This window comes from Mesorhizobium sp. M2E.F.Ca.ET.209.01.1.1, assembly GCF_004010375.2.
Lineage (GTDB): Bacteria > Pseudomonadota > Alphaproteobacteria > Rhizobiales > Rhizobiaceae > Mesorhizobium.
In genome coordinates this window covers 1-23,364 of the sequence record NZ_SADP02000018.1, presented here as the reverse complement: position 1 = coordinate 23,364, position 23,364 = coordinate 1, and the positions used below count along the sequence as shown (strand labels likewise).

Annotated in this window: 15 protein-coding genes and 1 pseudogene; 5 read left to right on the top strand and 11 right to left on the bottom strand. The window is 62.4% G+C overall.

Annotated elements, in window-relative coordinates; genetic code table 11:
• Positions 1-8 precede the first annotated feature (8 nt).
• The 8 genes from EN852_RS26785 to EN852_RS26750 all read right to left on the bottom strand — a co-directional run bounded on the left by EN852_RS26785 (position 9) and on the right by EN852_RS26750 (position 9,634).
• On the bottom strand, positions 9-1,562 hold the full coding sequence (locus EN852_RS26785; RefSeq protein WP_127863957.1) for an FGGY-family carbohydrate kinase: 1,554 nt from the start codon (positions 1,560-1,562) through the stop codon (positions 9-11).
• Complete coding sequence (locus tag EN852_RS26780) at positions 1,562-2,686, bottom strand: ABC transporter ATP-binding protein (protein WP_127863956.1); 1,125 nt, start codon at positions 2,684-2,686, stop codon at positions 1,562-1,564. The genes EN852_RS26785 and EN852_RS26780 overlap by 1 nt, the downstream gene beginning before the upstream one ends.
• Positions 2,683-3,801, bottom strand: coding sequence for an ABC transporter ATP-binding protein (locus EN852_RS26775; protein WP_127878331.1), 1,119 nt, complete (start codon positions 3,799-3,801; stop codon positions 2,683-2,685). Before EN852_RS26775 ends, EN852_RS26780 begins: the two co-directional genes overlap by 4 nt.
• A gap of 5 nt (positions 3,802-3,806) precedes the next feature.
• The gene (locus EN852_RS26770; RefSeq protein ID WP_127863954.1) at positions 3,807-4,664 is read right to left on the bottom strand and encodes a carbohydrate ABC transporter permease; all 858 of its coding nucleotides are present in this window, start codon (positions 4,662-4,664) and stop codon (positions 3,807-3,809) included.
• A 10-nt stretch (positions 4,665-4,674) separates the two neighbouring features.
• Positions 4,675-5,598 (bottom strand): sugar ABC transporter permease, encoded by a 924-nt coding sequence (locus EN852_RS26765; RefSeq protein ID WP_127863953.1) that lies wholly within the window; start codon positions 5,596-5,598, stop codon positions 4,675-4,677.
• Between the two features lie 301 nt (positions 5,599-5,899).
• On the bottom strand, positions 5,900-7,345 hold the full coding sequence (locus EN852_RS26760) for an extracellular solute-binding protein (protein ID WP_127863952.1): 1,446 nt from the start codon (positions 7,343-7,345) through the stop codon (positions 5,900-5,902).
• A 45-nt stretch (positions 7,346-7,390) separates the two neighbouring features.
• A complete protein-coding gene (locus EN852_RS26755; protein WP_127863951.1) occupies positions 7,391-8,365 on the bottom strand; it encodes a sugar-binding transcriptional regulator in 975 nt (324 codons plus the stop codon).
• A gap of 576 nt (positions 8,366-8,941) precedes the next feature.
• The gene (locus tag EN852_RS26750) at positions 8,942-9,634 is read right to left on the bottom strand and encodes an HlyD family efflux transporter periplasmic adaptor subunit (RefSeq protein ID WP_348643475.1); all 693 of its coding nucleotides are present in this window, start codon (positions 9,632-9,634) and stop codon (positions 8,942-8,944) included.
• Between the two features lie 1,039 nt (positions 9,635-10,673).
• Between EN852_RS26750 and EN852_RS26745 the strand changes: the two genes are divergently transcribed.
• The 4 genes from EN852_RS26745 (at position 10,674) to EN852_RS26730 (ending at position 18,391) form a co-directional block, all read left to right on the top strand.
• Positions 10,674-10,919 carry a hypothetical protein gene (locus tag EN852_RS26745; protein ID WP_127878329.1) on the top strand — a complete coding sequence of 82 codons (246 nt, stop codon included), beginning with the start codon at positions 10,674-10,676 and terminating at the stop codon, positions 10,917-10,919.
• 15 nt (positions 10,920-10,934) lie between these two features.
• The gene (locus EN852_RS26740; RefSeq protein WP_127878327.1) at positions 10,935-14,546 is read left to right on the top strand and encodes a hypothetical protein; all 3,612 of its coding nucleotides are present in this window, start codon (positions 10,935-10,937) and stop codon (positions 14,544-14,546) included.
• Positions 14,547-14,624: 78 nt separating this feature from the next.
• The gene (locus EN852_RS26735; protein ID WP_127878325.1) at positions 14,625-16,850 is read left to right on the top strand and encodes a type I secretion system permease/ATPase; all 2,226 of its coding nucleotides are present in this window, start codon (positions 14,625-14,627) and stop codon (positions 16,848-16,850) included.
• Entirely contained in the window at positions 16,847-18,391 is a 1,545-nt protein-coding gene (locus EN852_RS26730; RefSeq protein WP_127878323.1) for an HlyD family type I secretion periplasmic adaptor subunit, read from the top strand. The genes EN852_RS26735 and EN852_RS26730 overlap by 4 nt, the downstream gene beginning before the upstream one ends.
• Before the next feature lie 162 nt (positions 18,392-18,553).
• On the opposite strand, the gene EN852_RS26725 is transcribed toward EN852_RS26730, so the two are convergent.
• Entirely contained in the window at positions 18,554-20,599 is a 2,046-nt protein-coding gene (locus EN852_RS26725; protein WP_127878321.1) for a flotillin family protein, read from the bottom strand.
• Positions 20,600-21,072: 473 nt separating this feature from the next.
• Entirely contained in the window at positions 21,073-21,375 is a 303-nt protein-coding gene (locus tag EN852_RS26720; RefSeq protein WP_127863946.1) for a DUF982 domain-containing protein, read from the bottom strand.
• A gap of 308 nt (positions 21,376-21,683) precedes the next feature.
• Between EN852_RS26720 and EN852_RS26715 the strand changes: the two genes are divergently transcribed.
• Positions 21,684-23,141: an NCS1 family nucleobase:cation symporter-1 gene (locus EN852_RS26715; protein WP_127878319.1), complete on the top strand. Its 1,458-nt coding sequence runs from the start codon at positions 21,684-21,686 to the stop codon at positions 23,139-23,141.
• Between the two features lie 78 nt (positions 23,142-23,219).
• Here EN852_RS26715 and EN852_RS42525 read toward each other — a convergent pair.
• Positions 23,220-23,364: pseudogene (locus EN852_RS42525) on the bottom strand (IS110 family transposase); the annotation flags it as partial.

Sequence of the window (23,364 nt, the reverse complement as noted above, 5' to 3'; positions counted from 1 at the left end):
GCTGCTTCTCAATTCACTTTCGATGCGGCGATAGATCGCCAGACCGGGCGCAGGGCCTCATGTGCCATTACGTAGGAGGGAGCCATGGCTTCGTAGATGGCGGCGAGTTGCTGGTCGCAAGGCTCCGCCTCGCCGAGCAGCGGCGAGACCCATTCGCCAACGCAGTCGTCCATCGAGGGGTAGAGGCCGAGGCAGACCGCCGCGATCATGGCGGCGCCGGCGGCGCCCGCCTCCTCTCGCGCGCTGGTGCGGACGTCGGAGCCCACTGCGGCGCCAAGGATCTTGCGCAGCGCCGAGCTGCGGGCGGCACCCCCGGTCAGCCGGATTTCGCTGGGCAGCGGCCCCATGGCGGCGTAGCAATCGCGCGCGGCGAAGGCCAGGCCCTCGAAGACGGCGCGCACCATGTCGGCATAGCCGTGGCGCGAGGAGATGCCGACGAAGCCCGCGCGCGCATTGGCGTCGACGAACGGCCCGCGCTCGCCGGCCTCCGAGACATAGGGCTGATAGATCAGCGAGGCCGGCTCCGAGGCCGCTATCCAATGGTCGACCAGCGCGATCATCTCGCCGTTCGAGCGTGTTATGCCTTGCGAGGCAAGGATGCCGGAAGCGAGGCCGAGCACCCAGTCGATGTTAAGCGTCGCCGCCATGTTCGACTGCATCTGCGCGAAGACGCCGGGCGCCGGCATGGTCATCGTGTAGCCGGTCTTTGCCGTGTTGAGCAGCACCTCGTCAGGGGTTTCGGCCAGCCGCATGTGCATGCCGGTGGAGCCGATGATGGAGCAACCCGGCTTGCGCTGGCGATCGAACAGGCCGGCGCCGAGCGCGGTGCAGACGACGTCGACATAGGCGAGCACGACCGGCGTGCCGGCGATGAGCCCGGAGGCGTCGGCCGCCGCCTGCGAGAGGCCGGCGCTATGGCTGGTCCCGTCGACGATTGGCGGCAGCAAATGCTTAAGGTCGGCGACGCCCAGCACATCCAGCACGTCGTCGCTGTAGTCGCGGGTGCGGAAATCGCCGAAGGTGAAGGTGCCCTCGGACGGGTCGGTGGCACGCTCGCCGGTCAGCCGGAAATAGAGCCAGTCCTTGCAGTGGAACGCCGTGGCGGCGCCGGAGAGCATTGCCGGCATGTTGCGCTTCATGAAGACGAACTGCGACCCCTGCTGGCAGGCGGCGAGCCCGCTGCCGGTCTTCTCGAAACGCAGCCGGTCCTCGGGCCGGGCGCGGATTTCCTCCACCACGGCAGCTGCACGCGCGTCGAGCCAAAGCCACCCCTTGGCGACCGGCTCGCCGGCCTTGTCGATCAGCCAGGTGCCGTCGCCCTGCCCGGTCACGGCGATGGCGATCACCCTGTCGGCGAGGTTCGGCACCTTGTCGGCGAGCTGGCGCAGCGTGGTGGCGGTATCGGTCCAGGTGCGCGCGAGATCCTGCTCGGCGCCGCCGCCGGGCAAGGTCTCATAGCGGTTCGGCAGCGCCGTCGCCGCGATCTGCCGGCCCGCCGTATCGAAAGCGACGGACTTGATGACAGACGTGCCGGCGTCGATCCCGATCAGCACATTCTTCATCAGGCAAGCTCCATACCGTGCGAAATCGCGTTGCCGCTCGACTGGTCGAAGACATGCAGGTTGGCCGGGTCGATGCTGACGTTGATCGGCGCGCCGAGTTCGAGACGGGTGCGGTCATGCTCGACGAGGACGAGCGAGCCGCCGGCGAAATCCGCCGCGATATGGGTCTGGTCGCCCAGCCACTGATTGGCCGAGACGGTGGCCGGGACGCCATCCTTCGAGCGCCGAACGGCGTACGGCCTGATGCCGATGACGACTCGCTCGCGATTGAGCAGCGCCTCGCGGACCGGGCCGCTGAAGGCGTCCTTGTCATAGTCGAGCGAAAGCCCGTCGGGCAGTCTGAGGTTGATTTTGCCAGCGCCACTGCCGACGAAGGCCTCAAAGACATTCATGGGCGGCTCCCCCACGAAGGTGCCGGTGAAGAGGTTCGCCGGGCGCTCCTTGATCATCTGCGGCGTGTCGAACTGCTGCAGCACGCCGCCCTCCATCACAGCGATGCGATCGGCAAGAGCGTTGGCCTCGGTCTGGTCATGGGTGACGAGGATTGCGGTCAGGCCGCGCTCCTTAATGAAGTGCTTGATGCGGCCGCGAAGCACGGCGCGCAATTGCGGCTCGAGCTGGCCCATCGGCTCGTCGAGCAGATGCAGGTCGGCGTCGCGGATCAGGGCACGGCCGAGGCTGGCGCGCTGCTGCTGGCCGCCGGAGATCGAGCTCGGATAACGATCGAGGATATCCTCGATCTCGAGCAGCTTGGCGATGCTGGCGACCTTGGCATCGACCTCGCTCTTCTGCAGCCTGGCCGCCTTCAGCGCAAAAGCCATGTTCTCGCGCACGGTGAGCGGCGGATAGAGCGAATAGCCCTCGAAGGCCATCGCCACATTGCGCTTGACCGGCGGCAGCGTGTGCACCTTGCGGCCCGCGACAGAGATTTCGCCGCGCGAAACCTCCTCGAAGCCGGCGATCATGCGCAGCGTCGAGGTCTTGCCGCAGCCGGACGAACCGAGCAGCGCGATGATCTCGCCCTTGGCGATCTCGATGCTGAGCTTCTGGACCGCATGCACGCCGCGGTCGATCGGCCCGTAGAATTTGTCGACGCTGGAAATGGTGAGGGCGCTCGCGCTCATGCCGCTTCTCCGTTGCGCAGACTGACGATGTTCTTCGAACCGATGCGCTCGCCGCTGGCCTGATCGAACAACAGCGCGCTCTTGGCGTTGACCGCGAGATGCGCTTTGCCGCCGCTCTGGCCCGGCGTGCCCGACGGCCGCGAGACGAGGATCTCGCGGCCGCGCACGGTGCGAACCAGCGTGACGATCTTTTCATTGAGGGGCGTCTCTGCCTCGACGGTGACGGGGATGGCGCCCGGCTCGCTATCCGCGACGAAGTGCAGGGTTTCGGGCCGCAGGCCGATGACGCAGTCGCGGCCGATCGCGGCCTCCGGAGCGCCGCCAAGATGCACCTGCACGTTCGACAGGCCGACATAGATGCCCCTGGCGTCGCGCTGCGGCTTGACATCGAGCAGGTTGATGGTCGGGTCGCCGAACAGCCGCGCGATCTCGATATTGGCCGGCTCGCGATAGATCTGTTCTGGCGTGCCGAGCTGCCTGATGACGCCTTGCGACATCACCGCGATGCGGTCGCCAAGCGCCATCGCCTCCTTGTAGTCCTGGGTGACGTAGATGACGGTCGCGCCGCGGTCGGCGAGAAGCCTGGGTAGTTCCAGCCGCATCTCGAAACGCAGCTTGGCATCGACGTTGCGCAGCGGATCGTCGAGCAGCAGCACCGGCGGCGAGCCGACCAGCGCGCGTGCAAGCGCGGTGCGCTGCTTCTGACCGTTCGACAGCGCGCGCGGCTTGTGGCTGAGAACATGGCCGATCTTGAGCAGCTTGGCGACGCTGTCGACGCCTCCCTTGATGGCGCCTTGGGACGAGCGCTTGGCCTCGAGCGGCGTGGCGATGTTCTCGAAAGCGCTCATATGCGGGAACAGGGCGAAATTCTGGAACGCCATGCCGACACCGCGGAATTCGGCGTCGACGTCCGTCATGTCCTCGCCGCCGATCAGGATCCTGCCCTCGTCCGGATCGATGACGCCGGCGACGAGGCGCAGCAGCACCGTCTTGCCGGCCCCGGAGGGCCCGAACAGGACCAGTGTCTCGCCATCGGCGACGGTCAGCGACAGATCGTCGAGGACGGTCTGGCTCTTGTAGCGCTTGACGATGTTCTTCAGTTCGAGGCTGGCCATTCGATTTATCCCTTGACCGCCCCGAGCGACAGGCCCTCGACGAGATAGCGCTGCGCATAAAGAGCAAGCGCCAGCGTGGGCGTGATCGACAGCACGATCGCCGCCGAAATCTGGCCGTACTGGATGCCCGAGGAGGTGATGAAGGCGAGCGCGCCGACCGTCACTGGCTGTTTGTCGGCGGAAGCGAGCACCAGCGCGAAGACGAAATTGTTCCAGGCGAAGATGAAGGCGAGCAGGCCGGCCGCCGCGATGCCCGGTCCGGCGAGCGGCAGCGCGATCTTCCGGAAGGTGGCGAACCAGGAATGGCCCGCGATACGGTAGGCGTATTCGATGTCGGCCGGGATATCCTCGAAGTAACCGCGCACGATCCACAGGATCAGCGGCAGGCAGATCAGTTGGTAGACCCAGATCAGGCCGAAATAGGTGTTGGCCAGCCCGAGCTTCTGGAAATAGAGGGTGAGCGGCAACAGCACCAGAAGCGCCGGCGCAAAGCGGAACGAGAGCAACGTGAAAGCGATATCCTCCGAACCGCGGAACTTGTGGCGAGCAAACGCATAGGCGGCCGGCACGCCGAGCAGCAAAGCCACTGCGACCGAGGTCACCGAGAGGAAGATGGAGTTCCACAGATTGCGCATGAAGGCGATGTCGAGCGTGCCGGCCGCCGTCTGCAGCTTGCCGGTGATCAACGCCGTATAGTTGGCGAGCGTCGGCTCGAAGACCAGTTGCGGCGGGATACGCAGGATCGTCTCGTTGGTCTGGAACGACATCATGAAGATCCAGACGATCGGAAACATGAAGAAGACCACGACCAGCGTGAGCGCGATACCGCGCAGCACCCGTTCCAGAAGCGATGTGTGTTCCATGCCGGCCCTCCTATGCCTGGCCGCGCGCGCGTTCGCGCAGCCGGAGCCAGTTCTTGATGAAGATGTTCGAAAGGAAATAGGTGATCGCCCACAGGATGATCATCAGCGCGGCCGAGCGGCCGACATTGGTCGACTGGAAGAAGTTGAGATAGGCCTCGACCTGGAAGACCGTCAGCGTGTCGCCGGGGCCGCCCTGGGTCATGGCGTAGATGATGTCGAACTGCTGGATGGAATCGAGCAGGCGGAACAGCGTCGCAGTCAGGATATAGGGCGTCAGCATCGGCAAGGTGATGCGAAAGAAGACGAAGCTCCGCGGCACGCCGTCGAGAGCGGCGGCTTCGAAGGGCTGCGTCGGCAGGCTGCGCAGGCCGGCAAGCAGCAGGATCATGATGAAGGGCGTGTAGACCCAGATGTCGACGAGCACGACGGTGAGCAAGGCCGTCGAGGGCGAGGACGCCCAGCGGAAATCCTGCAGGCCGATCAGGCTGGCGAGATAGCTCAGCACGCCAAAGCCGGGATTGGTCATCAGCTTCCACATCAGCGCTGCCAGCGCCGGGGCCGTCATCAGCGGCATCAGGAGCATGATCGAAATGAAGTTGTTCAGCGTCGAGCGCTTCTGCAAAAGCATGGCGATGCCGAGGCCGAGCAGCAACTCCAGCCCGACGGTGATGCCGGCATAGAGCAGCGATATCTCCAGCGTGTTCCAGAATTTCGGATCGGTGAAGAAGGAGATGTAGTTGTCGCCCCAATTGAACTGGCGCGCCCAGGGCTGGCTCAGCCTGTAGCGCTGGAACGAATAGACCACCGAGGTGAGGAACGGGATCAGGATGCCGATGCAGACCAGCAAGGCCGGCAGGCTGAGTATATAGGGCAGCACCTTCTTGCTGATCCTGAAGCCCGAAGGCCTGGCTCTCTGCATCGTCGCCGAAGTCATTTGTCAGCCTGTGTCGGTTGTTTTTGCCGCGCCGGTCGCCCAAGGGAGCAAGGCGGCCGGCCGGGCGAACTAACAGCACCATAGGCGCCGCATCGCAATAAATGCAGGGGCGGGCCCGCCCGCCTGGAGTTCCATGCAATTCCGGGACGAAAACCGCAATGCGCTCTTCCCGGAATTGCCTGGATCATGATGGCGTTTCGTTGAACCGCCATCAGACCCAACTCTAGTTCGAGCATGATCTTCCGGAAACCGGTTCCCGCTTTTAGGGATCATGCTCCAGGCGGACCAGCCGTCACCCGGTTCAGCCGAGGCCGGCTTCCTTGAGCTGGCCGTTGATGCTTTCGGCCAGCTTGTCGAGCCCTTCGTCAACCGGCACTTCCTTGGCCACCATCTTCTGCAAGGTCGCAGCCCATTCGGTGGTGAGGTCGAAGAACAGCGGCTGCGCGGTGAACTTGATGCTGGCCCCGGGCGCGGAAGCGTCGAACATATCGACATAGCCCGGATAGCTCTTGTTGAGCTTCTCGCGGAACATCTCGTCCTTCCACACCGCCTGGCGGACCGGATTGACAAAATCCATCTTGGTGGCGCCGAACAGGCAGTGGTCGAGGCCGGAAGCCCACTGCATGAAGTACCAGGTGGCGTCCTTGTCCTTCGAGAAGGTAGACATCGACAGCGACCAGATCCAGATGTTCGGCGTCGGCGCCTTGGCGGCCGGATTGGCCTTGAAGGCCGAGAAGGCGAGCTGGCCGGCCATCTTGTTGGTGCCGCCGTTCATGAAGTAGCCGAGGATGTCGGCGTCGAAGATCATCGCCGAAGCGCCGGCGCCGAGATCGGTGCCGACCTGGTACCAGGTGTAGGTCGACCAGTCCTTCGGGCCGCTTTCCTGGATCATCTGCACCCACTGCTTGTGGAAGGCCTTGGATTCAGCGGTAGCCATGGCCGCCGATAGCTTGCCGTCGGCAGAGACGTTGAGGTCCTTCTGGTCGAAGTTGGCGTAGGCTGACAGGAAGCCCGGATGGATGGTGGCCCAGGAGCGCGAGCCGCGCACGCCGATGCCGTAGACGCCGCCGCCGACATCCTTGGTCAGCTTTGCGGCCGCGGCGACCATCTCGTCCATGTTGCCGGGGACCTTGACGCCGGCCTTGTCGAACATCGCCTTGTTGTAGGTGATGTTGTTCTGCTCGAAGCCCCACGGAATGCACCATTGCTTTGCGTCGTCGGAGCCCAGCGCGCCACCGGGCTTGCCGTTCCAGGCGCAGGAATTCCTGACGCCCGGGAGGAAGTCGTCCCAGGCATATTTCGGATTGGTCTTGGTCGGGTCCTTGATCCATTCGTTGAGGTCGGTGATCCAGCCGGCCGGGCCGTAGGTCCAGGTCATGTATGCGCCGGTCATGAAGGCGTCGTATTCGGGCGAGCTCGCCGAGAGCGCCGCCGTGACCTTGTCGAAATAGACGTCCTCCGGGAACACGTCATAGGTGACGTTCATGCCGGTCAGCTGCTTGAAATTGTCGAGGTCGGCGATCATGGCATCCGCATAAGGATGCTTGTTGAGCAGGAGCTTGATGGTCTTGCCCTTATGCGCCTGCCAGTCGAAATCGGCGGCAAGCGCGCGGGTCTGGCCCAGGTTGAGCAGGACGCCGGCGGTGCTGGCGGCAAGGCCCATCGCACCCAGTCCCTTGATCAGTCCGCGGCGGTCGACTTGTCCGCGCAGGAAGGCGTCGAGCAGGTCTTTCTCTTTCTCATGCATGTCTTCTTCTCCTCCAAAGGGTAGTTTCAACGAAACTGTTGCCGGCTACCCGACCGGCGTCTTCTCCACGAGCGATCGCGCCGTGCGCTCGTCGGTTATCAGGCCCTTGAGGTAGCGCCCCTCCAGCACCGACTTGATGGCGCGGACCTTTATCTTGCCGCCGGCGACGGCGACGATCCTGCGGTTGGCTATGTCCTCGCGCGCCAGCGCCAGCGCGCGGCTGGAGACCGTGGTGGCGAGCGGCCTGCCCTCCTCGTCGAAGAAGTGGCCGAGCAGTTCGCCCACGGCGCCGTTGCGGCGGGTCTCCTCCATTTCGCCCTTTGCGATCATGCCGGTGGCGACGAGCGAGGCCTCCTGTTCCGCGGTGCCGATACCGGCAAGCAGGAGATCGGCGGATCGCGCGAGGTCGAACACCTCGCTGATGCCCTTCTGGCCAAGCAGCACCGCGCGGTCCTCGACGGTGTTGGCGAACATCGGCACCGGCATGACATAGGCTTCGGCGCCGGTGCGCTCGGCCAGGCGATGGATGACGTCGTGCGGATTGGCGGAGAATTTCCTGGTCAGGCCCCCAAGCAGCGAGACGAAGCGGATTCCGTTCGCCGATATGCGCGGCAGATATTCAACGCAGGCCGCAAGCGTGCGGCCATGGCCGACGCCGATCAGCGCGCCCTCGCCGCGTTCGATCTCGCGCTTGAGAAACTGCGCGCCGGCGATGCCGAGCGCCTTGAGCGGCAGGTCCTCGGGATCGAACTCCGGAACCACCTCGCAATAATCGAGGCCGTAGCGGCCGGACAACTCGTCCTCGATCGCCACGCATTCGGAGATTTCGCCGTCGATATAGACCTTAACCAGACCCTCCTGGTTGGCTTTGGTTATGAGGCGGTGCGCCTTTAGGCTGGTCAATCCAAGCCGCTTGGCGACCTCGGACTGGGTGAGGCCGCCGGCATAGTGAAGCCATGCGGCTCGGGCGGCCATGCTGGTCTCGTCATCGCGAAGGAGGCCGTTGCCGAACCCTACCATCTCCACCCTCTGATATTTTTATCAATTACTGCAAAATTTTTCACAGAGTTCGGCAGGAGTCAAGTGGCACTGCGCGAAATCGCGCGCAAAAGCCCATCACCAACCGATTGTGGGAAGCCGCCCGGCGCTCGCCTGAAAGTTCGCGACGCGAGATTGCCTGCTGTCGACGCTTGCGCGATGCACTGATCTAAAAGTGACGGACGGATCTCTTTGCAAAACCGATACAGGTCATCACGCCCAACACCGGAGGAAATATCTCTGGGTTTCCGAGTGGGGAAAGGCGGTAGCGCTCTTCCGAAGAGCGCCCCCCCGCACAGCGTGTCAACCAAGTCAGCAACGCCGCGGAGTCGGCCCCGCGCGACGCTACTTCGATTCGGCCTAAAATTGTGGGACTGTTCGGCATCCGCTTTGGGCCGAAAGCGGGCTGTCGACCTGTGAGGCGATTGCCAGAAAGCCGACGTTCGGCGACCCGTCCGCGGCGCGGGTCACTCTTCCCTGAACGCCCGATCAATTTGATCAGCTAGGGGCTTCACAAGATATGAAAGCATTGTGCGGTTGCCCGTCGAAAAGAACACTTCAACTGGCATGCCGGGCGCAAGCGTCAGGCCCTTCAGCTTTTTCAGCTCGCTGCGGACAATACCGACACGCACAGTATAGAACCCTGCCCCCGCTGCGCTCGTCGAGGCTGAGATCCGCGGCAATCTCCTTGACGTTGCCATTCAGCTCCGGCGTGACGCGCTGATTGAACGCCGAGAATTTAAGCCCAGCTTCCTGGCCTGGCTTCAGCTGATCGATATCCTGCGGAGCGACTCGTGCTTCAACAGTCAGTTCGTCCGCAACCGGAACCACCAGCATGACCACTTCACCAGGCGTGATGACCCCACCGACGGTATGCACCGTCAGCTGATGCACCACGCCATCCTGTGGGCTGCGCAAATCGATGCGCTTCAGCTGGTCTTCGGCCGACACCTTGCGCTCGACGAATTCCGATATCTTGCTCTGGACATCGCGCAGCTCGGTTGCGACTTCCTTGCGCAGGTCTTGATCGACCTGAATAATCTGCAGTCGCGTTTCGGCAATGCGGCCCTTGGCCTGCGCGATCGATGCGGTGAGCTGGCCGTGCTCGCCGTCGAGGCGGACCGCATCGCGCTCGAGCGCGGTCAGGCGATCGATCGAGACCAGCTTCTGGCGCCAGAGCTTGCGGATGCTTTCGAGTTCGGTGCCGATCAGCTCGATTTCGTGGCTTTTTGCGACCCGCTGCTCGCTCAACCCCGAGCTTTCTTCGACAAGCTGCGCGATGCGTTCTTCGAGCTGCGCCTTCTGTCCGGCGCGGCCTCCGCGACCGACATCCCCCTATCCTTATGAGGAGTCGGAACAGGAGCTGTTCCCAGTGCCGGTCTTCCCCCTCGGATCCCCCTCGATCAAGTTTGCACCACTGCGGATCCTGGCTCGCCAGTTTTTTCGAAGAGCTGGCGCGCTTCAGCGGGAGGCGTGAGGCAGAAAGTTCGAAAAGCTTCCAAGAACCCCGGGCAAACTGGACGCCGCACCGGACACTAAGGTCCCGCTGACATCGTAGCGAACGTCCTCGACCGTCCGGCCAATTTCATCGACAAAAGTGCGTCCGAATAGGGCCGTCGGCGGCTCCGTCGTGGGAACGAAAAAAGAAGAGAAGCAGAACCTTCGTGTGCGATTTTTGCACACGACCTCTCGTAAGTGGCTGGTTTTGCTTAAATGTCCGTCCCATCCATCATAGGTGCTACGGCGATCGTCTTCTTCATGGGCCTATTTCATCGCTGGCGCAGGTGTCACAGTCAAATCCTTTAGCACGGCCGCGGATATTTCTTTTAATTTCAAAGGCTTCTGAGGCCGTAGACAAAAGTCCCTTGCGTCAAGGGACCTTTTTCTGGTTCACACTTTTTGTTAAAAAGCAATAGTCCGATTTGAAATTTCCACAAATAAGCGTAAAGTTTTCGTGCTCAAGTTGAGCGGGAGGCGTACAGGCAGCAAATGCCTGTTGAAGAGGGGCGGGGTTGAGTATGCCCTCATTGTCGATTCTTGGTGCCCGCCGTTGGTGGGTTACCGATGCGCGTAGGACGCATCCGCCCAGAATTGCCTGACGGGGCAAGGAGCGGAGGATAGCGACGGCCCTCCCAACACCCTCTACCCCCTTCCAGGTAAATTCACCACCCCAGTTTCCATTAACGATGGCGCGCGGCACGGCACTGCCGGCGGATGCGCGCCCGTGCGGCCGGTTGCCAGCGTTGGGGCTGATCTCGCGCCTGCCGCACCGAAACCAGGGAATGATCCGATGGTGCTCGGCATCCTGACCAAGGACATCATTGTCGACGAGCCTTGCGGCCTCACGAACAGTCATGTTGATCGGTCCGTGCGGCTGCACGGCGCCACCCCGCAACATCTTCTTAGTCGCGAGGGTCCGGGCGGACTGTCCCCTTTCCCGGCCGACTTCGTGCACGTCCGATCCACTCAGATGGCTTGGGCGATCATCGGAAATCGAGACTGCGAAACAGTAACGCCGCGGCGCATTCGCCGCTGAGCAGGGAGACACACCATGTCACTTTCAATCACCGGCAACGTCATTGAGGACGAAAACCTAGGGCTGACAACTCTTGCCACAGACAGCGACAATACAGATCCCGACAACAACGTCCTGCTGTCCACATTTCAAACCAGTATTCCCAAGTCGTCCTCGCTCGGTACTGAACTGACGGCGCTGAACATCTATCCCGACACCACGTCGGGCACCGGAACGGCCGCGGCGATTGGCATCGCCGACAATGCAATCGTCAGCAGCGACCTGTCGAATTTGGTTTTCGGCGACAGCAGCGGCAAACCCCTGAGCGGAGTCGATACCCACTTCACGGCTATCGATGGCGCCGAGATCTTCCTCTATTCCGACCCGAGCAATCCCGACATCGTGCTTGGGCGTGAGGGAAGTGGCGGCGTCGCGAACCCCAACGGCAAAGTTGCCTTCGCGCTGCTGCTGCAGCCGACGAGCGGCGGCGCCACGGTCTGGGTCGTGCAGTATGAGGCCCTCACCAACACCAACCCCTCGGTCGGAGAAGATGCCAACACTCTCAATCTTGACCAACTCGTCTACGTCAGCGGATCGTCCACAACGACCTCCAATTTCAACTTCGCCACCAAGCAGCCCGGACAGAACTACTGGCTGCCCTTCCACGACGCCGTCTCCGGCGACACCGTCCTCGTGACCGGCCTCGACAAGAGCACGTCCAGTCCCGACACCGTCAATACGAGCACGGTCGGTCTCGGCAGCGACAGCCAGGCGATCACCCCCGGCCGGGCGCTGCGCTTCGATTTCGTCAGCAGCTATACCGGTGGCGGCACCAAGGATAGCGCGTTCCTCACCGACGGTTCGCTCAACAGCCTGGCCTATGTGCAGGGCAACCAGGGGAGCTTCGACATCAGCCAGACGAACCCGACCCACAGCGCGGTCAATGTCAAGATCATCGCCCAGAACGAGCCCACGAACGCCACCATTTTTGACACCTCGGAAACCGACACCAGCGCGAATCTCGTGCAGATCACCAGAATCGTCATCTCGGGCACTCAGAGCGCCGATTCGAACACCGGCAACGCCAGCGGCGTAACCTTCGTCAAGAGCGGCGGCCTCCTCACCGGCGAAGTCGACGGCCTCAAGACGGGCGACAAAATCACATTCTACACGGGCAGCAACACCTTCGACCAGTTCGTGGTCGGCAACATCACCAACACGACCTTCGGCGTCGCCGCCAAGGGCACGGGCTTCGATATTCTCAACGCCTCGCAGACTCTGGTCCAGACGAATACCACCAGCACAGAGGTCGGCTCGCACCTCATCTTTGAGGACAGCGTGCCGAACGCGAGCGCCAATACGCAGACCGCGACGGTCGATGAGGACGCGCTGGTCGGCGTGGATCCCGGCGAGACGAACTTCAGCGGTTCGGCCACCGGCAATGTGTCGAACCTGTTCAATCCGGGCACCGACACGCCGCTTACTTACCGGCTTTCGGTCGACACCTCTAGCCTGCCGACGGACTTGAAGTCGGGCGGGACGACGGTGACCTATTTGGTGACGAGCGCCACCGACCTTAGCGGCGTCACCACCGATACTTTGACCGCGTCGGCGAACTCGACCACCGTCTTTACGCTATCGCTGGTCGAGAACGGTGCGAACGCCGGCAATTACACTTTCACGCTTTTGGCGTCGATCGATAACGAAACACCGCAGAACGGCACGCCGGAGGGCACTTTCTCCATCGACGTCAGCAAGCTCGTCCAGGCGACCGATGCCGATGGCAATTTCGCCGCTGGCGATACGGCCACGGCTGCCGCAAATGCGCTTAAGCTGAAGATCATCGACGACCAGCCGGCTGCTACGGCCAACACTTCGTCGAAAACGGTCCAAGAAGACGCGCTTTCTACCAATTCCGCGAACAATCTTGACCCGGCTGGCGCGACCGCAACCGCTTCGGACAGCGTCGCGTCACTCTTTACCGCGGGCGCAGATGTGCCTCTCTCGTTCACGCTATCGACCGACACTTCGAGCCTCACGAGCCAAAACCTCAAGTCGGGCGGTACAGCGCTCTTTTATAGCGTCTCGAGCGACCACACGACCCTGACCGCGGCCAAGGGTTCAGGTGGACCGACCGTGTTCACACTGACGTTGGACACGAGCGGAAACTGGAACTTCACGCTCTCGGCACCGATCGATCACGCGCCCGGCGCGAGCGACTCGAGCAACACGACGATCGACTTTAGCTCGATCCTGCAGGCGAGCGACTACGACGGTAGCGGGGTGAGCGCCGCCGCCAAGGCGTGGACGGTCAAGGTTGTCGACGATGTGCCGGAGAACTTCACGCCCTCCGCGATAACTAGCGCCGACAACTTCCTGGACGAAGCCGGCCAGAGTCCAATCACCAAGGACCTGACCGACGACACAACCGATCCCTATCCGACCCTCGCCATCGACCAGCACGCTGGCGCCGACGGTTTCGGCGCGCTGAGCTTCGTGGGCACGAACGGTGTGCAGCTTACTGGCCAACTCGACGGGGGCAGTTCCACGAATCTCCAAGCGGGCGGGAAAGACATCTACCTGTTCGGGTTCGGTACGGGCACGTTGACAGCGACGACCGACTCAACTGGCGCCGGGCTTCCCGGCGGTGGAGGCGGATCCCTCAATACGGCGGATGAAGTGTTCACGATCAGCCTCAATCACGCCAGCGATCAGTACACCTTCGACCTGCTGCAGGCGATCGGCAACGGCTCGCGTACCCTCTTCAGCGATTTCGCCGACGTTCCGGCCGGCGACTACGCGTGGTTCTCGCTGCCGTTCAATCCGACGACGAAGCAGCCGGTCACCCCGGGCATGTCTGTGGTCTTCACTGGCAAGACTGCCGGCACGGACACGGTCAACCCCAGTTCGATCGGCACGGGCACCGACGCCCAGTCGGTCAAGGACGGCAACGCCATCCGGATCGACTTCGTCAACGACGTCCATTCGATCAACACCACGAACGACCTGAAGTCCATCAGCACTCTCGGCTATGCCGGCCACTACCAGGTCAACGACAGCGGCTTCACCCTGGCCCAAGTCAATGGGTCGGGCGGCCCGAACGCGACCGTCGACATCCGCCTTGACGCCTATGACATCACTCAAGGATCGCTAGCCCAAGGAGGGACGTTTCCGAGCGATTCGAACCAGGACGCGATCACCGAAGTCAAGCTTGTGACCTTTGATAGCAGCGGCAAAGAGACGGTCCTCGCCGATTTCACTGGGAATTCAACGAAATCGATCACCTCCGGCGGCAAGACCGAGTCCGTGACGGTCAATTTCGATCCGACGGGGGACAGCAACGGCGTGGATGTGGAGGGCCTCAAATACATCCCTGGCGTCTATATCCTTGCCAGCACCGCCGACGGGTTCGACCGTCTGGTGACGACCAACGTCGACACAAGTTACAACAACGCCGGTCACTCGTTCGACGTCGGCCCGGTGAGCGCCGGAACCTTCGTCGCCGGATCGGACGTCAACATGTCCTTCAACCTCGCGCTGCAGGACTATGACGCGTTCGCCAGCAACTCAAACGTCGATGCGAGCGGAAACCTGATCGAGGCTTCGACGGGCACGCTCAACGTCAAGCTGACCGCGCCCACAGTGTAGCAGTTTGGGCCTCGGCCGAGCTGGAACCCCGGCTCGGCCTCTTTTCGGGGGGTGCCAGTGGACCAAGCGAGCAGCGACATGACCGGGGTGACCGCTGAAGCCGAGCCGTCGTCCGAAGCCGTACATACCACGATCGAGCTTGCGAGGACCGATCCAACCCAGCCCTTCACGCCGATCGACTCCGGCCTGGCCGGGCTCGCGGTGATCGCGGGATATTATCGCATCGCCGCCGATCCCGCCCAAATGCGCCATCAGCTCGCGCTGACGGGGCGCTTCGCCGCCGCAGAGGATATTGTCCGCGGCGCCAACGTTCTCGAAATGCGCTCGCGCATCCTGCGCGGCGTCAAGGCCAAGCGCCTCGCCGCCGTTCCCTACCCCGCGCTGATTGGCCTTAAGGACGGCACCTTCGCAGTGCTGGCAGCCTCGCCCACAAAGGGGCACGCACGGCTGCTCGATCCGATCGGCCGCCTTGCCCGGGAGATGCCGGTCGAAGATATCGTGGCGGTCTCCTCGGGCGAGGTCGTGCTGGTCACGCGCCGCCTTGGCGGGGCGGGCACAAATCCCAGAACTTTCGGCTTCCGCTGGTTCCTGCCCTCGATCTTGCGTTACCGGCGGCCTCTCGCCCAGGTTGTGGTCGCGTCGCTCTTCGTGCAGCTGTTCGCCCTTATCACGCCGGTATTCTTCCAGCTCATCGTCGACAAGGTGCTGGTGCACAAGGGGGTGTCCACGCTCACCGTGCTCATTGTCGGCCTGGTGACGCTAGGGCTGTTCGAGACGGTCCTGCAATTCCTGCGCACCTACACTCTGAGCCACACCACCAACCGGATGGACGTGGAGCTCGGCCGGCGCCTGTTCCATCACCTCTTCCGCCTGCCGCTCGCCTATTTCGAGACCCGCCCCACCGGACAGACGGTGGCGCGCGTGCGCGAACTCGAGACTGTTCGCAACTTCCTCACCGGACAGGGGCTCACCTCGCTGCTCGATCTCGTCTTCACGTTGGTCTTCTTCGTCGTGATGTTTATCTATTCGCCCACACTGACGCTGGTCGTGCTGGGCACCATTCCTGTCTATCTTCTGATCGCGGTGCTGATCCGCCCGATCCTTCGCGAGCAGATCAACGAAAAATTCAACCGCGGCGCGCGCTCGCAGCAGTTTCTCGTCGAGTCGATCGTCGGGGCGCCGACCCTGAAGGCGGCGAGCGTCGAGCCGATGATGCAGGCGCAATGGGAGGAGCGGCTCGCGTCCTACGTCCGCACCTCGTTCGACGCCGGCGTCACCGGCTCGCTCGGCCAGAACCTCATCCAGTATGTGAGCAAGGTGACGACGGCGCTGATCCTGCTCTTCGGCGCCGAGGCGGTGATCAACGGCGCGATGACGGTCGGCGAGTTGATCGCCTTCAACATGATCGCCTCCCAAGTCGTGGCACCCATCCTTCGCCTCTCGCAGCTTTGGCAGGACTTCCAGCAGGTCCAGGTTTCGGTGGCGCGGCTCGGCGACATCCTGAACACGCCGCCGGAACCCGTGCCTCAGAACCTGCTGACGCTGCCGCCGCCGAAGGGCGAGATCGAACTGCGCGGCGTGTCGCTGCGCTATCGGCCCGAAGCGACTGAGGCCCTGCGCAATGTCACGCTATCTATCGGCGCGGGCGAAGTCATCGGTTTCGTCGGTGCGTCGGGCTCGGGCAAGTCGACGTTGGTCAAGGTGGTGCAACGGCTCTACTCGCCGCAGGCTGGGCAGGTGATGCTCGACGGCATCGATATCGCCCAGCTCGATCCGGGCTGGCTTCGCAGGCAGATCGGCGTCGTGTTGCAGGAGAACATCCTGTTCAACCGGTCGATCCATGAAAACATCGCGCTCGGCGATCCCGCCGTGCCGCGGGCCTGGGTGATCCAGGCGGCCAGGCTCGCCGGCGCCGACGAGTTCATCGCGCAGATGCCGCAGGGCTATGACACGATCATCGAGGAGCGCGGCGCCAATCTCTCCGGCGGGCAGCGCCAACGCATCGCCATCGCCCGTGCGCTCGCCACCAATCCGCGCATCCTGATCTTCGACGAGGCGACCTCGTCGCTCGATTACGAGAGCGAGCGCATCGTCCAGGAGAACATGCGCGCGATCGTGCGCGGCCGCACGGTGTTGATCATCGCCCATCGCCTGGCGGCGGTGCGCCCCTGCACGCGCATCGTCGGAATGGAAAGGGGCGAGATCGTCGAGATCGGAAGCCACGAGGAGCTCCTTTTGCGCAGAGGCGGCCTCTACGCTCGGCTCTGGTCGTTGCAGTCGGATCAGGCAAGGGTCTGGTTATGAACGAAAGAACCTTGCCGCCGCTCCCCCCGGCGTCGCCGCGTCCAGTCAGCCAACCTGCGGCGGCCATCTGCGGCCGCGATCGCGAATTCCTGCCGGCGGCGATCGAAATCCTTGAAACGCCCGCGCCGCCGCTGCCCGTCGTCACGATGCTGACGATCTGCGCCTTCTTCGCGGCGGCGCTCGTCTGGTCGTTCTACGGGCAGCTCGACGTGCACGCGGTGGCCCCGGGCAAGATCGACACGGCCGGGCACGCCAAGGTGATTCAACCGCTGGATCCCGGCAAAGTCGCCGCAATACATGTCGACAACGGGCAGCGCGTCAAGGCTGGCGATCTTCTTCTAGAGCTTGATCCTGCGGAGGCGGCCGCGGAAGAGACCGCACAGCGCGACGCGCTGAATGCGAACCTCGCCGAAATCGCGCGCCGGCACTTCGCCATCTCGACGGCTCGCGACGTTCTCGACGGCCCAGCCAAATCAGACGAGGCGAACGCTGGCGACCTCATGGTCGCACAACTGGCGCAAGCCGCGGCCGACCCCGAGCCGCGAATTGTTTGGAGTGTCGAGCTGCCGGAGGCGATGCGCCTGCGCGAAGCTTCAGTGCTGACGGCCGACCTCGATCAGCTCCTCGGCTCCTTGCAGAGCCTCGACAAGCAGATCTTGCAGAAGGACGCAACGCGCCAGCGTCTCGATATGAGCATAGCCTATCAGAACAAGGTGATCGAAACGCTGACCCAGCTCGTCAGCACTCGCCAGGAGGCGGTCAATCGTGAAGTCGGCAGCAAGGTCAATCTCTACGATTCAACGCAGCAGCTGGAGAAATCACAATCATCACTTGCATCGGATCAAGGGGAATTGATCGAGACCGACGCCGCTTTGAAGGAGCTTGCGAGTCAGAAAATCATGACCCTCTCGCAATTTGTTGCCGACAATGAGAACAGGCTTGTCGATGCCGAGCGCAGGGCGGACGAGGCCAAGCAGGCGGTTGCGAAGGCGGATGCTCGCCTTGCACGGACAAAGCTCTATTCACCGACTGACGGCATTGCCCAACAGATCGCCGTGACAACGGTCGGTCAAGTCGTAACCACCGGGCAGCAGTTGCTTGTCGTTGCGCCTACCGAAGGCGCGCTCCAGGTTGACGCGCTCGTCGCCAATCTTGACATCGGCTTTGTCAAACCCGGCCAGATCGCGGTGATCAAGGTCGATGCCTTCCCCTTCACCCGTTTCGGCGTGCTGCACGGCAGGGTCACCCGTGTCGCACCGGAAGCAGTCGAGGAGCAGGAGGCCAAACGTGGGCTCGCCAACGCCGCCGCCGCCGCCAATACCACTGCCCCTCCCGCCAGCCAAGCCGGACAGCCCCAGAGCTTCGTCTTCCCGGTCACCATCGCGCTCGACGAGCAGGTAATGAACATAAACGGGGAGACGATTCCTCTGACTTCTGGCATGACGGTAAGCGTGGAAATCAAAACCGATAGCCGCCGCGTGATCGACTATCTGCTCTCACCGCTGGCCAAGGTGACTTCCGAAGCATTCAAGGAGCGGTGACGTGACAGCAAAAGTCAAAGCTGTTCATCGGCGTGTCCAAGTCCGTCACGAAGGTCGCCGTGTCAGCGAGACCCTCATGTGCCGAAACGACGCACGGCGCCGGGCAACCGAAGCCGTTTCAGCAGAGCGCAAAATGGGCCGGTGCAACCGGCCCATCCTCAATCATTCCTCCTCAACGGTTTCCGGGATCGCATCCGTCAGGTTTTGTCGTCCAACCCGGTCTGCGACGAGCATGGAAAGCATCATCTCGACAAGGCCATTGGCGGCCCCCTTCTCGCCGCCATTGGCGCCGATCTGGATCTGCGGCACGAGCGGCAGCCTGCCATTCTCGATCGCCTCGGCGAAGCGCATGAGAACCTGCGAGTTGAGCTGATAGTCCGGTCCGCCGAAGGCCGCGACCTTCTTCTCGGTGGCTTCGGCCTCCGCCAGGCCGATGGCCCGCACCTTCTCGGCCTCCGCAAAACCGGTCGCCTTGATGCGCTCGGCATCGGCAAGCGCGACAGCCTTGATCATATCGGCCTCGCCCTGGCCGGCGACGCGCACCTTCTCCGCCTCCGCCTTGGCGGTGACCTGAATGGTTTCCGCCTCCTGACGGGTGCGGGCGAGTTGCGCCTTGCCCTCGTTCTCGCTGATCTCGATGGTAAGTGCCGAGGTCGTGATCTTGGCTTGCTGTTCGGCCAATGCCTCCTTCTCACGCAAGGTGCGCTCCTGAGTGGCCGCCCTCTCCTGCAATTTGTAGGTCTCGACCTTTTCGACTGCAATCTGACGCTCGCGCAGCTGGATCAGGATCTGCTCTATGCTGTTCTGGCCATTCGCGGCACGGGGCGTGCCAATCAGCACTTCCTGCAGCTCGAGGCTGTAGGAATTGAATTTTTCGCGCATCTCCTCGCCGGATTTGCGCTGGATGTCGCTACGCTCCTGCAAGAGTTGGATCAGCGTCTTCGTCTGGGCGATGTTCTTGAAATAGGCGGAAACCATCGGATCGAGCGTTTGTTCGACCAGCCGCTTGATGTCGCCGAAGCGCTGCACCACGAGCGGCGCCTTCATGTAGTCGATATGCACGACGACGGAGAGCGGCAGCACGGGCTCGAACGCATCCTTGGTGATCAACGACACTTCGGACAGGTTCTCGTCCAGCCTGTGATCGCCGAACTGCTCCTTCGTCCATTTGAGAACGAAATTGGTGGTCGGCACGGTGATGATATTGCCGGCGTAAGTATTGAACGCATACTTGCCGGGCAGCAGCGGCGTCGACCAGACACCGCGTGCCCCGATTTCGACCAGCTCGCCGTGACGGTATGCCTGCCCGGATATGTCCGTGCCGTGGCGACCGTTGTAGGAGACGACGACGCCCACCGTGCCGACGTCGATAATCGTCTTCTCGACCAGTTCGACGGTCGCGAAAATGCGATTGAGGAAGTAGCTGCCGTCGGCCAGCACCTGCAGCTGCCGGCCGCGATAGCCGCCGGCTTTCAGAAACTTCTCCGGGTCCTGAAAATTATTGTGGAAGTTCGGGTCATTCGGATCGTTGGCCACGGTAGGCGCGATGATCTCGCCATCCGGCAGGGCCGGACCGTCATGGATGGTGACGATGCCGATCATGTCCTCGGCATTGTGGATGACGACCGGCTCGAAGCCGCCCCGCTCCGAGATCAAGCTGGACATGTTGGAAAAAAGGCTTTGTTCCGACGAGCTCAGGTTGACGGCATAGGTCGATTGAGCGGTGAGCACGACGAATTGCGCGAGATTGATGGCATAGGTGCCCTCACGCAAGATCTTGCGCTGCGGTCCTTTCTGTCCGCCCTTCTCGAGGAAGCCGCGCACATCCTGAAAATCATCGGCTTCTGTGTTGGAAGCAAGTGTCTGCGTCGGAGGCAGCGGCTTGCCGTCACGCGCAAAGACATAGCCGATTTGGCCCTGCGGGATGGTGACAAGATTGGCGCGGTGCATCGAATATTGGAACGGCATGAAGAAATGCAGGCCGCCGCGCACGACTTCCGGCTGGTAGCCTGCCTCACGGTTGAGCGCTATGAAGCCATCACTGACGGAGCCGCGAAAGCTCCATAGTTTTTCCAGGATGCCGAGCCTGTCGTTCGGGATGTAGCGGACCATGCCGCTCCGCCAGAACAGGATCGCCAGCACGATAACCGGCACGGCGATCTCGATCGCCGTCCATTTCATCGGGCCGAGATATTCTAGGGCTTCCATCTCTTGTCTCCTAAGGGCGCGCGGGTTCGTTCACCCGACCGCCACCCGGCTGGTGTTGATTGACAAAGTGGGGAGATTTCGCGCCGAGACGCTCGACGCACCAAAGGCGTGTCGAACGTTCGGGCTGCTCATTGTTTGGGAAAGTGACCCCGCCTCCCGAGTCCCCCGTGAGAAAGGCGTGGCCATAAGCGATGTTACATCGGTGTTGCCTTGCTAGACATAACAGCGATGACGTAGGAATAGCGCCAACAGGTTTAAAGATACTTCACGCCGAAATCGTATAAGTATTTTCAATGCTCTGTTGCTTCGAAAGCGTTGGCTTCTAGAAAATTAGCAGAGAGCGGAACGGCGCTATTGACGAGTCAAAACGCCGGCTTCCGATCCGACCTGACGCGGCATCTGGAAACCAACAGCACCTCAATATACCGCGCCATCGCCGACGCAGCATATTAATTTCAAAAGCGTTTTACGACCTAGCGCCGCAGCGCGTAGACATTGTCCATCGACGCGCCACTCAGTGGCAGCGCCATGTCGTCGTCCAGCAGCCGGGTGATGCGGGCAAAGCCGACAAAGGCTTTCCTCGCTTCCTCGGCCGACATCTTGCCCGACATAGCCGCCGCACAGCAATTCAGGGCGCATTGATAGACCGGGCCACGCCGTCCCGTGGGCCACTTCCGCAGGAACACCATCGCCTCGGAGACGCTATCGACTTCCTCCACAGGGTATCCCTGCCCACGCGCAATTCGCACTGGGGTAAAGAAATGCAAGCGATCCATGATTATCCTCCCGGCCGACCGCAGCGCAGTCGAACCAGCATAAACGCACGTCCGGCGGATTGGTTCCAAACAAATTTGGTTGCCGATGGAAAAAGTTCGGAACCCGCCCTCCGGCACCCGCCTGATCGAGAAGGCGCCATGGCGACTCGGCCCGATGCAGGCTTGGAGGCGGCGGATAACGGCGATTCTCATTGAATATCTTTAAGGCGAAAGCCGGCAAATGGATTGCTTGCCGGTTCCCCGGCGTCAGGCTTAACCTTCGCGGTCAAACGCGTGAGGGCGCGTTTGCAACAAGGGGAACACTTGCAATGACCATTCAAGGCGCATCGCCTGACCTCTATAACGAGGATCTGGCACCCGCAACGGTCAGGAACTGGGGACCGTTTTCGATCTTCAATGTCTGGACCTCGGACGTCCACAGCCTCTGGGGCTACTATCTGGCGGCCAGCCTGTTTCTGTTCTGCGGCGGCTTCGTCAACTTCATCATCGCCATCGGCATCGGCTCGCTGATCATCTACGCGCTGATGAACATGGTCGGCTATGCCGGCGTGAAGACCGGTGTGCCCTACCCCGTGCTTGCCCGTGCCTCCTTCGGCATCTGGGGCGCCAACATTCCGGCGCTCGTGCGCGCCATCGTCGCCTGCTTCTGGTACGGTGCCCAGACGGCAGCCGCATCGGGCGCCATCGTGGCGCTGCTGACGCGCCTGCAATGGTTCGACGAGTTCAACAAGAGTTCGCATCTTCTCGGACATTCGACGCTGGAGGTGATCTGCTTCGTCGTCATCTGGGCATTGCAGCTGCTGATCATCCAGAAAGGCATGGAGACGGTGCGCCGCTTCCAGGACTGGGCCGGCCCCGCCGTCTGGGTGATGATGCTGCTGCTTGCGATCTATCTCTGCGTGAAGTCGGGCAGCTTCGCTTTCACCAGCGACATCCCGATGGATGTGCTGCGCGACAAGACCGCCGATGCCGGCATTCCGGGCGACCCAGGATCGTGGACCGCGCTCTTCGGTGCCGCCGCGATCTGGGTAACCTATTTCTCGGCGCTCTATCTCAACTTCTGCGATTTCGCCCGCTACGCGCCGGACAATGCCGCCCTTCGCAAGGGCAACATCTGGGGCCTGCCGGTCAACCTCATCCTGTTCTCGCTGGTCGCCGGCGTCACCACCATCGCCGCCTACGACGTCTACCACGAAGTGCTGCTCCACCCCGACCAGATCTCGGCCAAGTTCGACAGCTGGTTCCTGGCAGCCCTTGCCGCGCTCACCTTCGCGGTGGCGACGTTGGGCATCAACGTGGTGGCGAATTTCGTTTCGCCGGCCTTCGACTTCTCCAATGTCTTCCCGCGCCAGATCGACTTCAAGAAAGGCGGCTACATCGCGGCATTGATTGCGCTGGTGCTCTATCCCTTCGCGCCGTGGGAAGGCAGCGCGGCGCACTTCGTCGGCATCATCGGCGCGACGATGGGGCCGATCTTCGGCGTGATGATGGTCGACTATTACCTGATCCGCAAAAGCGAGGTCGATGTCGAAGCGCTCTACCGCGAGGACGGCGAGTTCCGCTTCCAAAGCGGTTGGCACGTCAACGCCTTCATCGCCGCCGGCATCGGCGCGATCTTCTCCTCGATCCTGCCCAACTTCACCAACTGGCTGCCCGCTTGGTGGGGCGTCTATGGCTGGTTCTTCGGTGTGGCCATCGCCGGCGCCGTCTACTACGTCCTGCGCACCATGGCGCTTGGCGCGGGTGCGAAGGTGGCGAAGGCTTGAGCGCACTTTCCCCTTCTCCCCTTGTGGGAGAAGGTGGATCGGCGCGACAGCGCCGAGACGGATGAGCAACTGTGTTTGTCAGAGCCTGTTTGGATTCCAAGGTTCGTTGTTTCGGATCATTGCACTGAGGATGGTCAGGATCTTTCGCGCGACGGCGACGAGCGCGACCTTGGGCTCTTTGCCCTTGGCAATGAGACGCTGATGGAAGGCCTTGAGGACAGGA

Excerpts from the sequence above, each read along its gene's own strand:
- EN852_RS26785 (WP_127863957.1), bottom strand. The coding sequence starts at position 1,562 with ATGAAGAATGTGCTGATCGGGATCGACGCCGGCACGTCTGTCATCAAG.
- EN852_RS26780 (WP_127863956.1), bottom strand. The coding sequence starts at position 2,686 with ATGAGCGCGAGCGCCCTCACCATTTCCAGCGTCGACAAATTCTACGGG.
- EN852_RS26775 (WP_127878331.1), bottom strand. The coding sequence starts at position 3,801 with ATGGCCAGCCTCGAACTGAAGAACATCGTCAAGCGCTACAAGAGCCAG.
- EN852_RS26770 (WP_127863954.1), bottom strand. The coding sequence starts at position 4,664 with ATGGAACACACATCGCTTCTGGAACGGGTGCTGCGCGGTATCGCGCTC.
- EN852_RS26765 (WP_127863953.1), bottom strand. The coding sequence starts at position 5,598 with ATGACTTCGGCGACGATGCAGAGAGCCAGGCCTTCGGGCTTCAGGATC.
- EN852_RS26760 (WP_127863952.1), bottom strand. The coding sequence starts at position 7,345 with ATGCATGAGAAAGAGAAAGACCTGCTCGACGCCTTCCTGCGCGGACAA.
- EN852_RS26755 (WP_127863951.1), bottom strand. The coding sequence starts at position 8,365 with ATGGTAGGGTTCGGCAACGGCCTCCTTCGCGATGACGAGACCAGCATG.
- EN852_RS26745 (WP_127878329.1), top strand. The coding sequence starts at position 10,674 with ATGGTGCTCGGCATCCTGACCAAGGACATCATTGTCGACGAGCCTTGC.
- EN852_RS26740 (WP_127878327.1), top strand. The coding sequence starts at position 10,935 with ATGTCACTTTCAATCACCGGCAACGTCATTGAGGACGAAAACCTAGGG.
- EN852_RS26735 (WP_127878325.1), top strand. The coding sequence starts at position 14,625 with ATGACCGGGGTGACCGCTGAAGCCGAGCCGTCGTCCGAAGCCGTACAT.
- EN852_RS26730 (WP_127878323.1), top strand. The coding sequence starts at position 16,847 with ATGAACGAAAGAACCTTGCCGCCGCTCCCCCCGGCGTCGCCGCGTCCA.
- EN852_RS26725 (WP_127878321.1), bottom strand. The coding sequence starts at position 20,599 with ATGGAAGCCCTAGAATATCTCGGCCCGATGAAATGGACGGCGATCGAG.
- EN852_RS26720 (WP_127863946.1), bottom strand. The coding sequence starts at position 21,375 with ATGGATCGCTTGCATTTCTTTACCCCAGTGCGAATTGCGCGTGGGCAG.
- EN852_RS26715 (WP_127878319.1), top strand. The coding sequence starts at position 21,684 with ATGACCATTCAAGGCGCATCGCCTGACCTCTATAACGAGGATCTGGCA.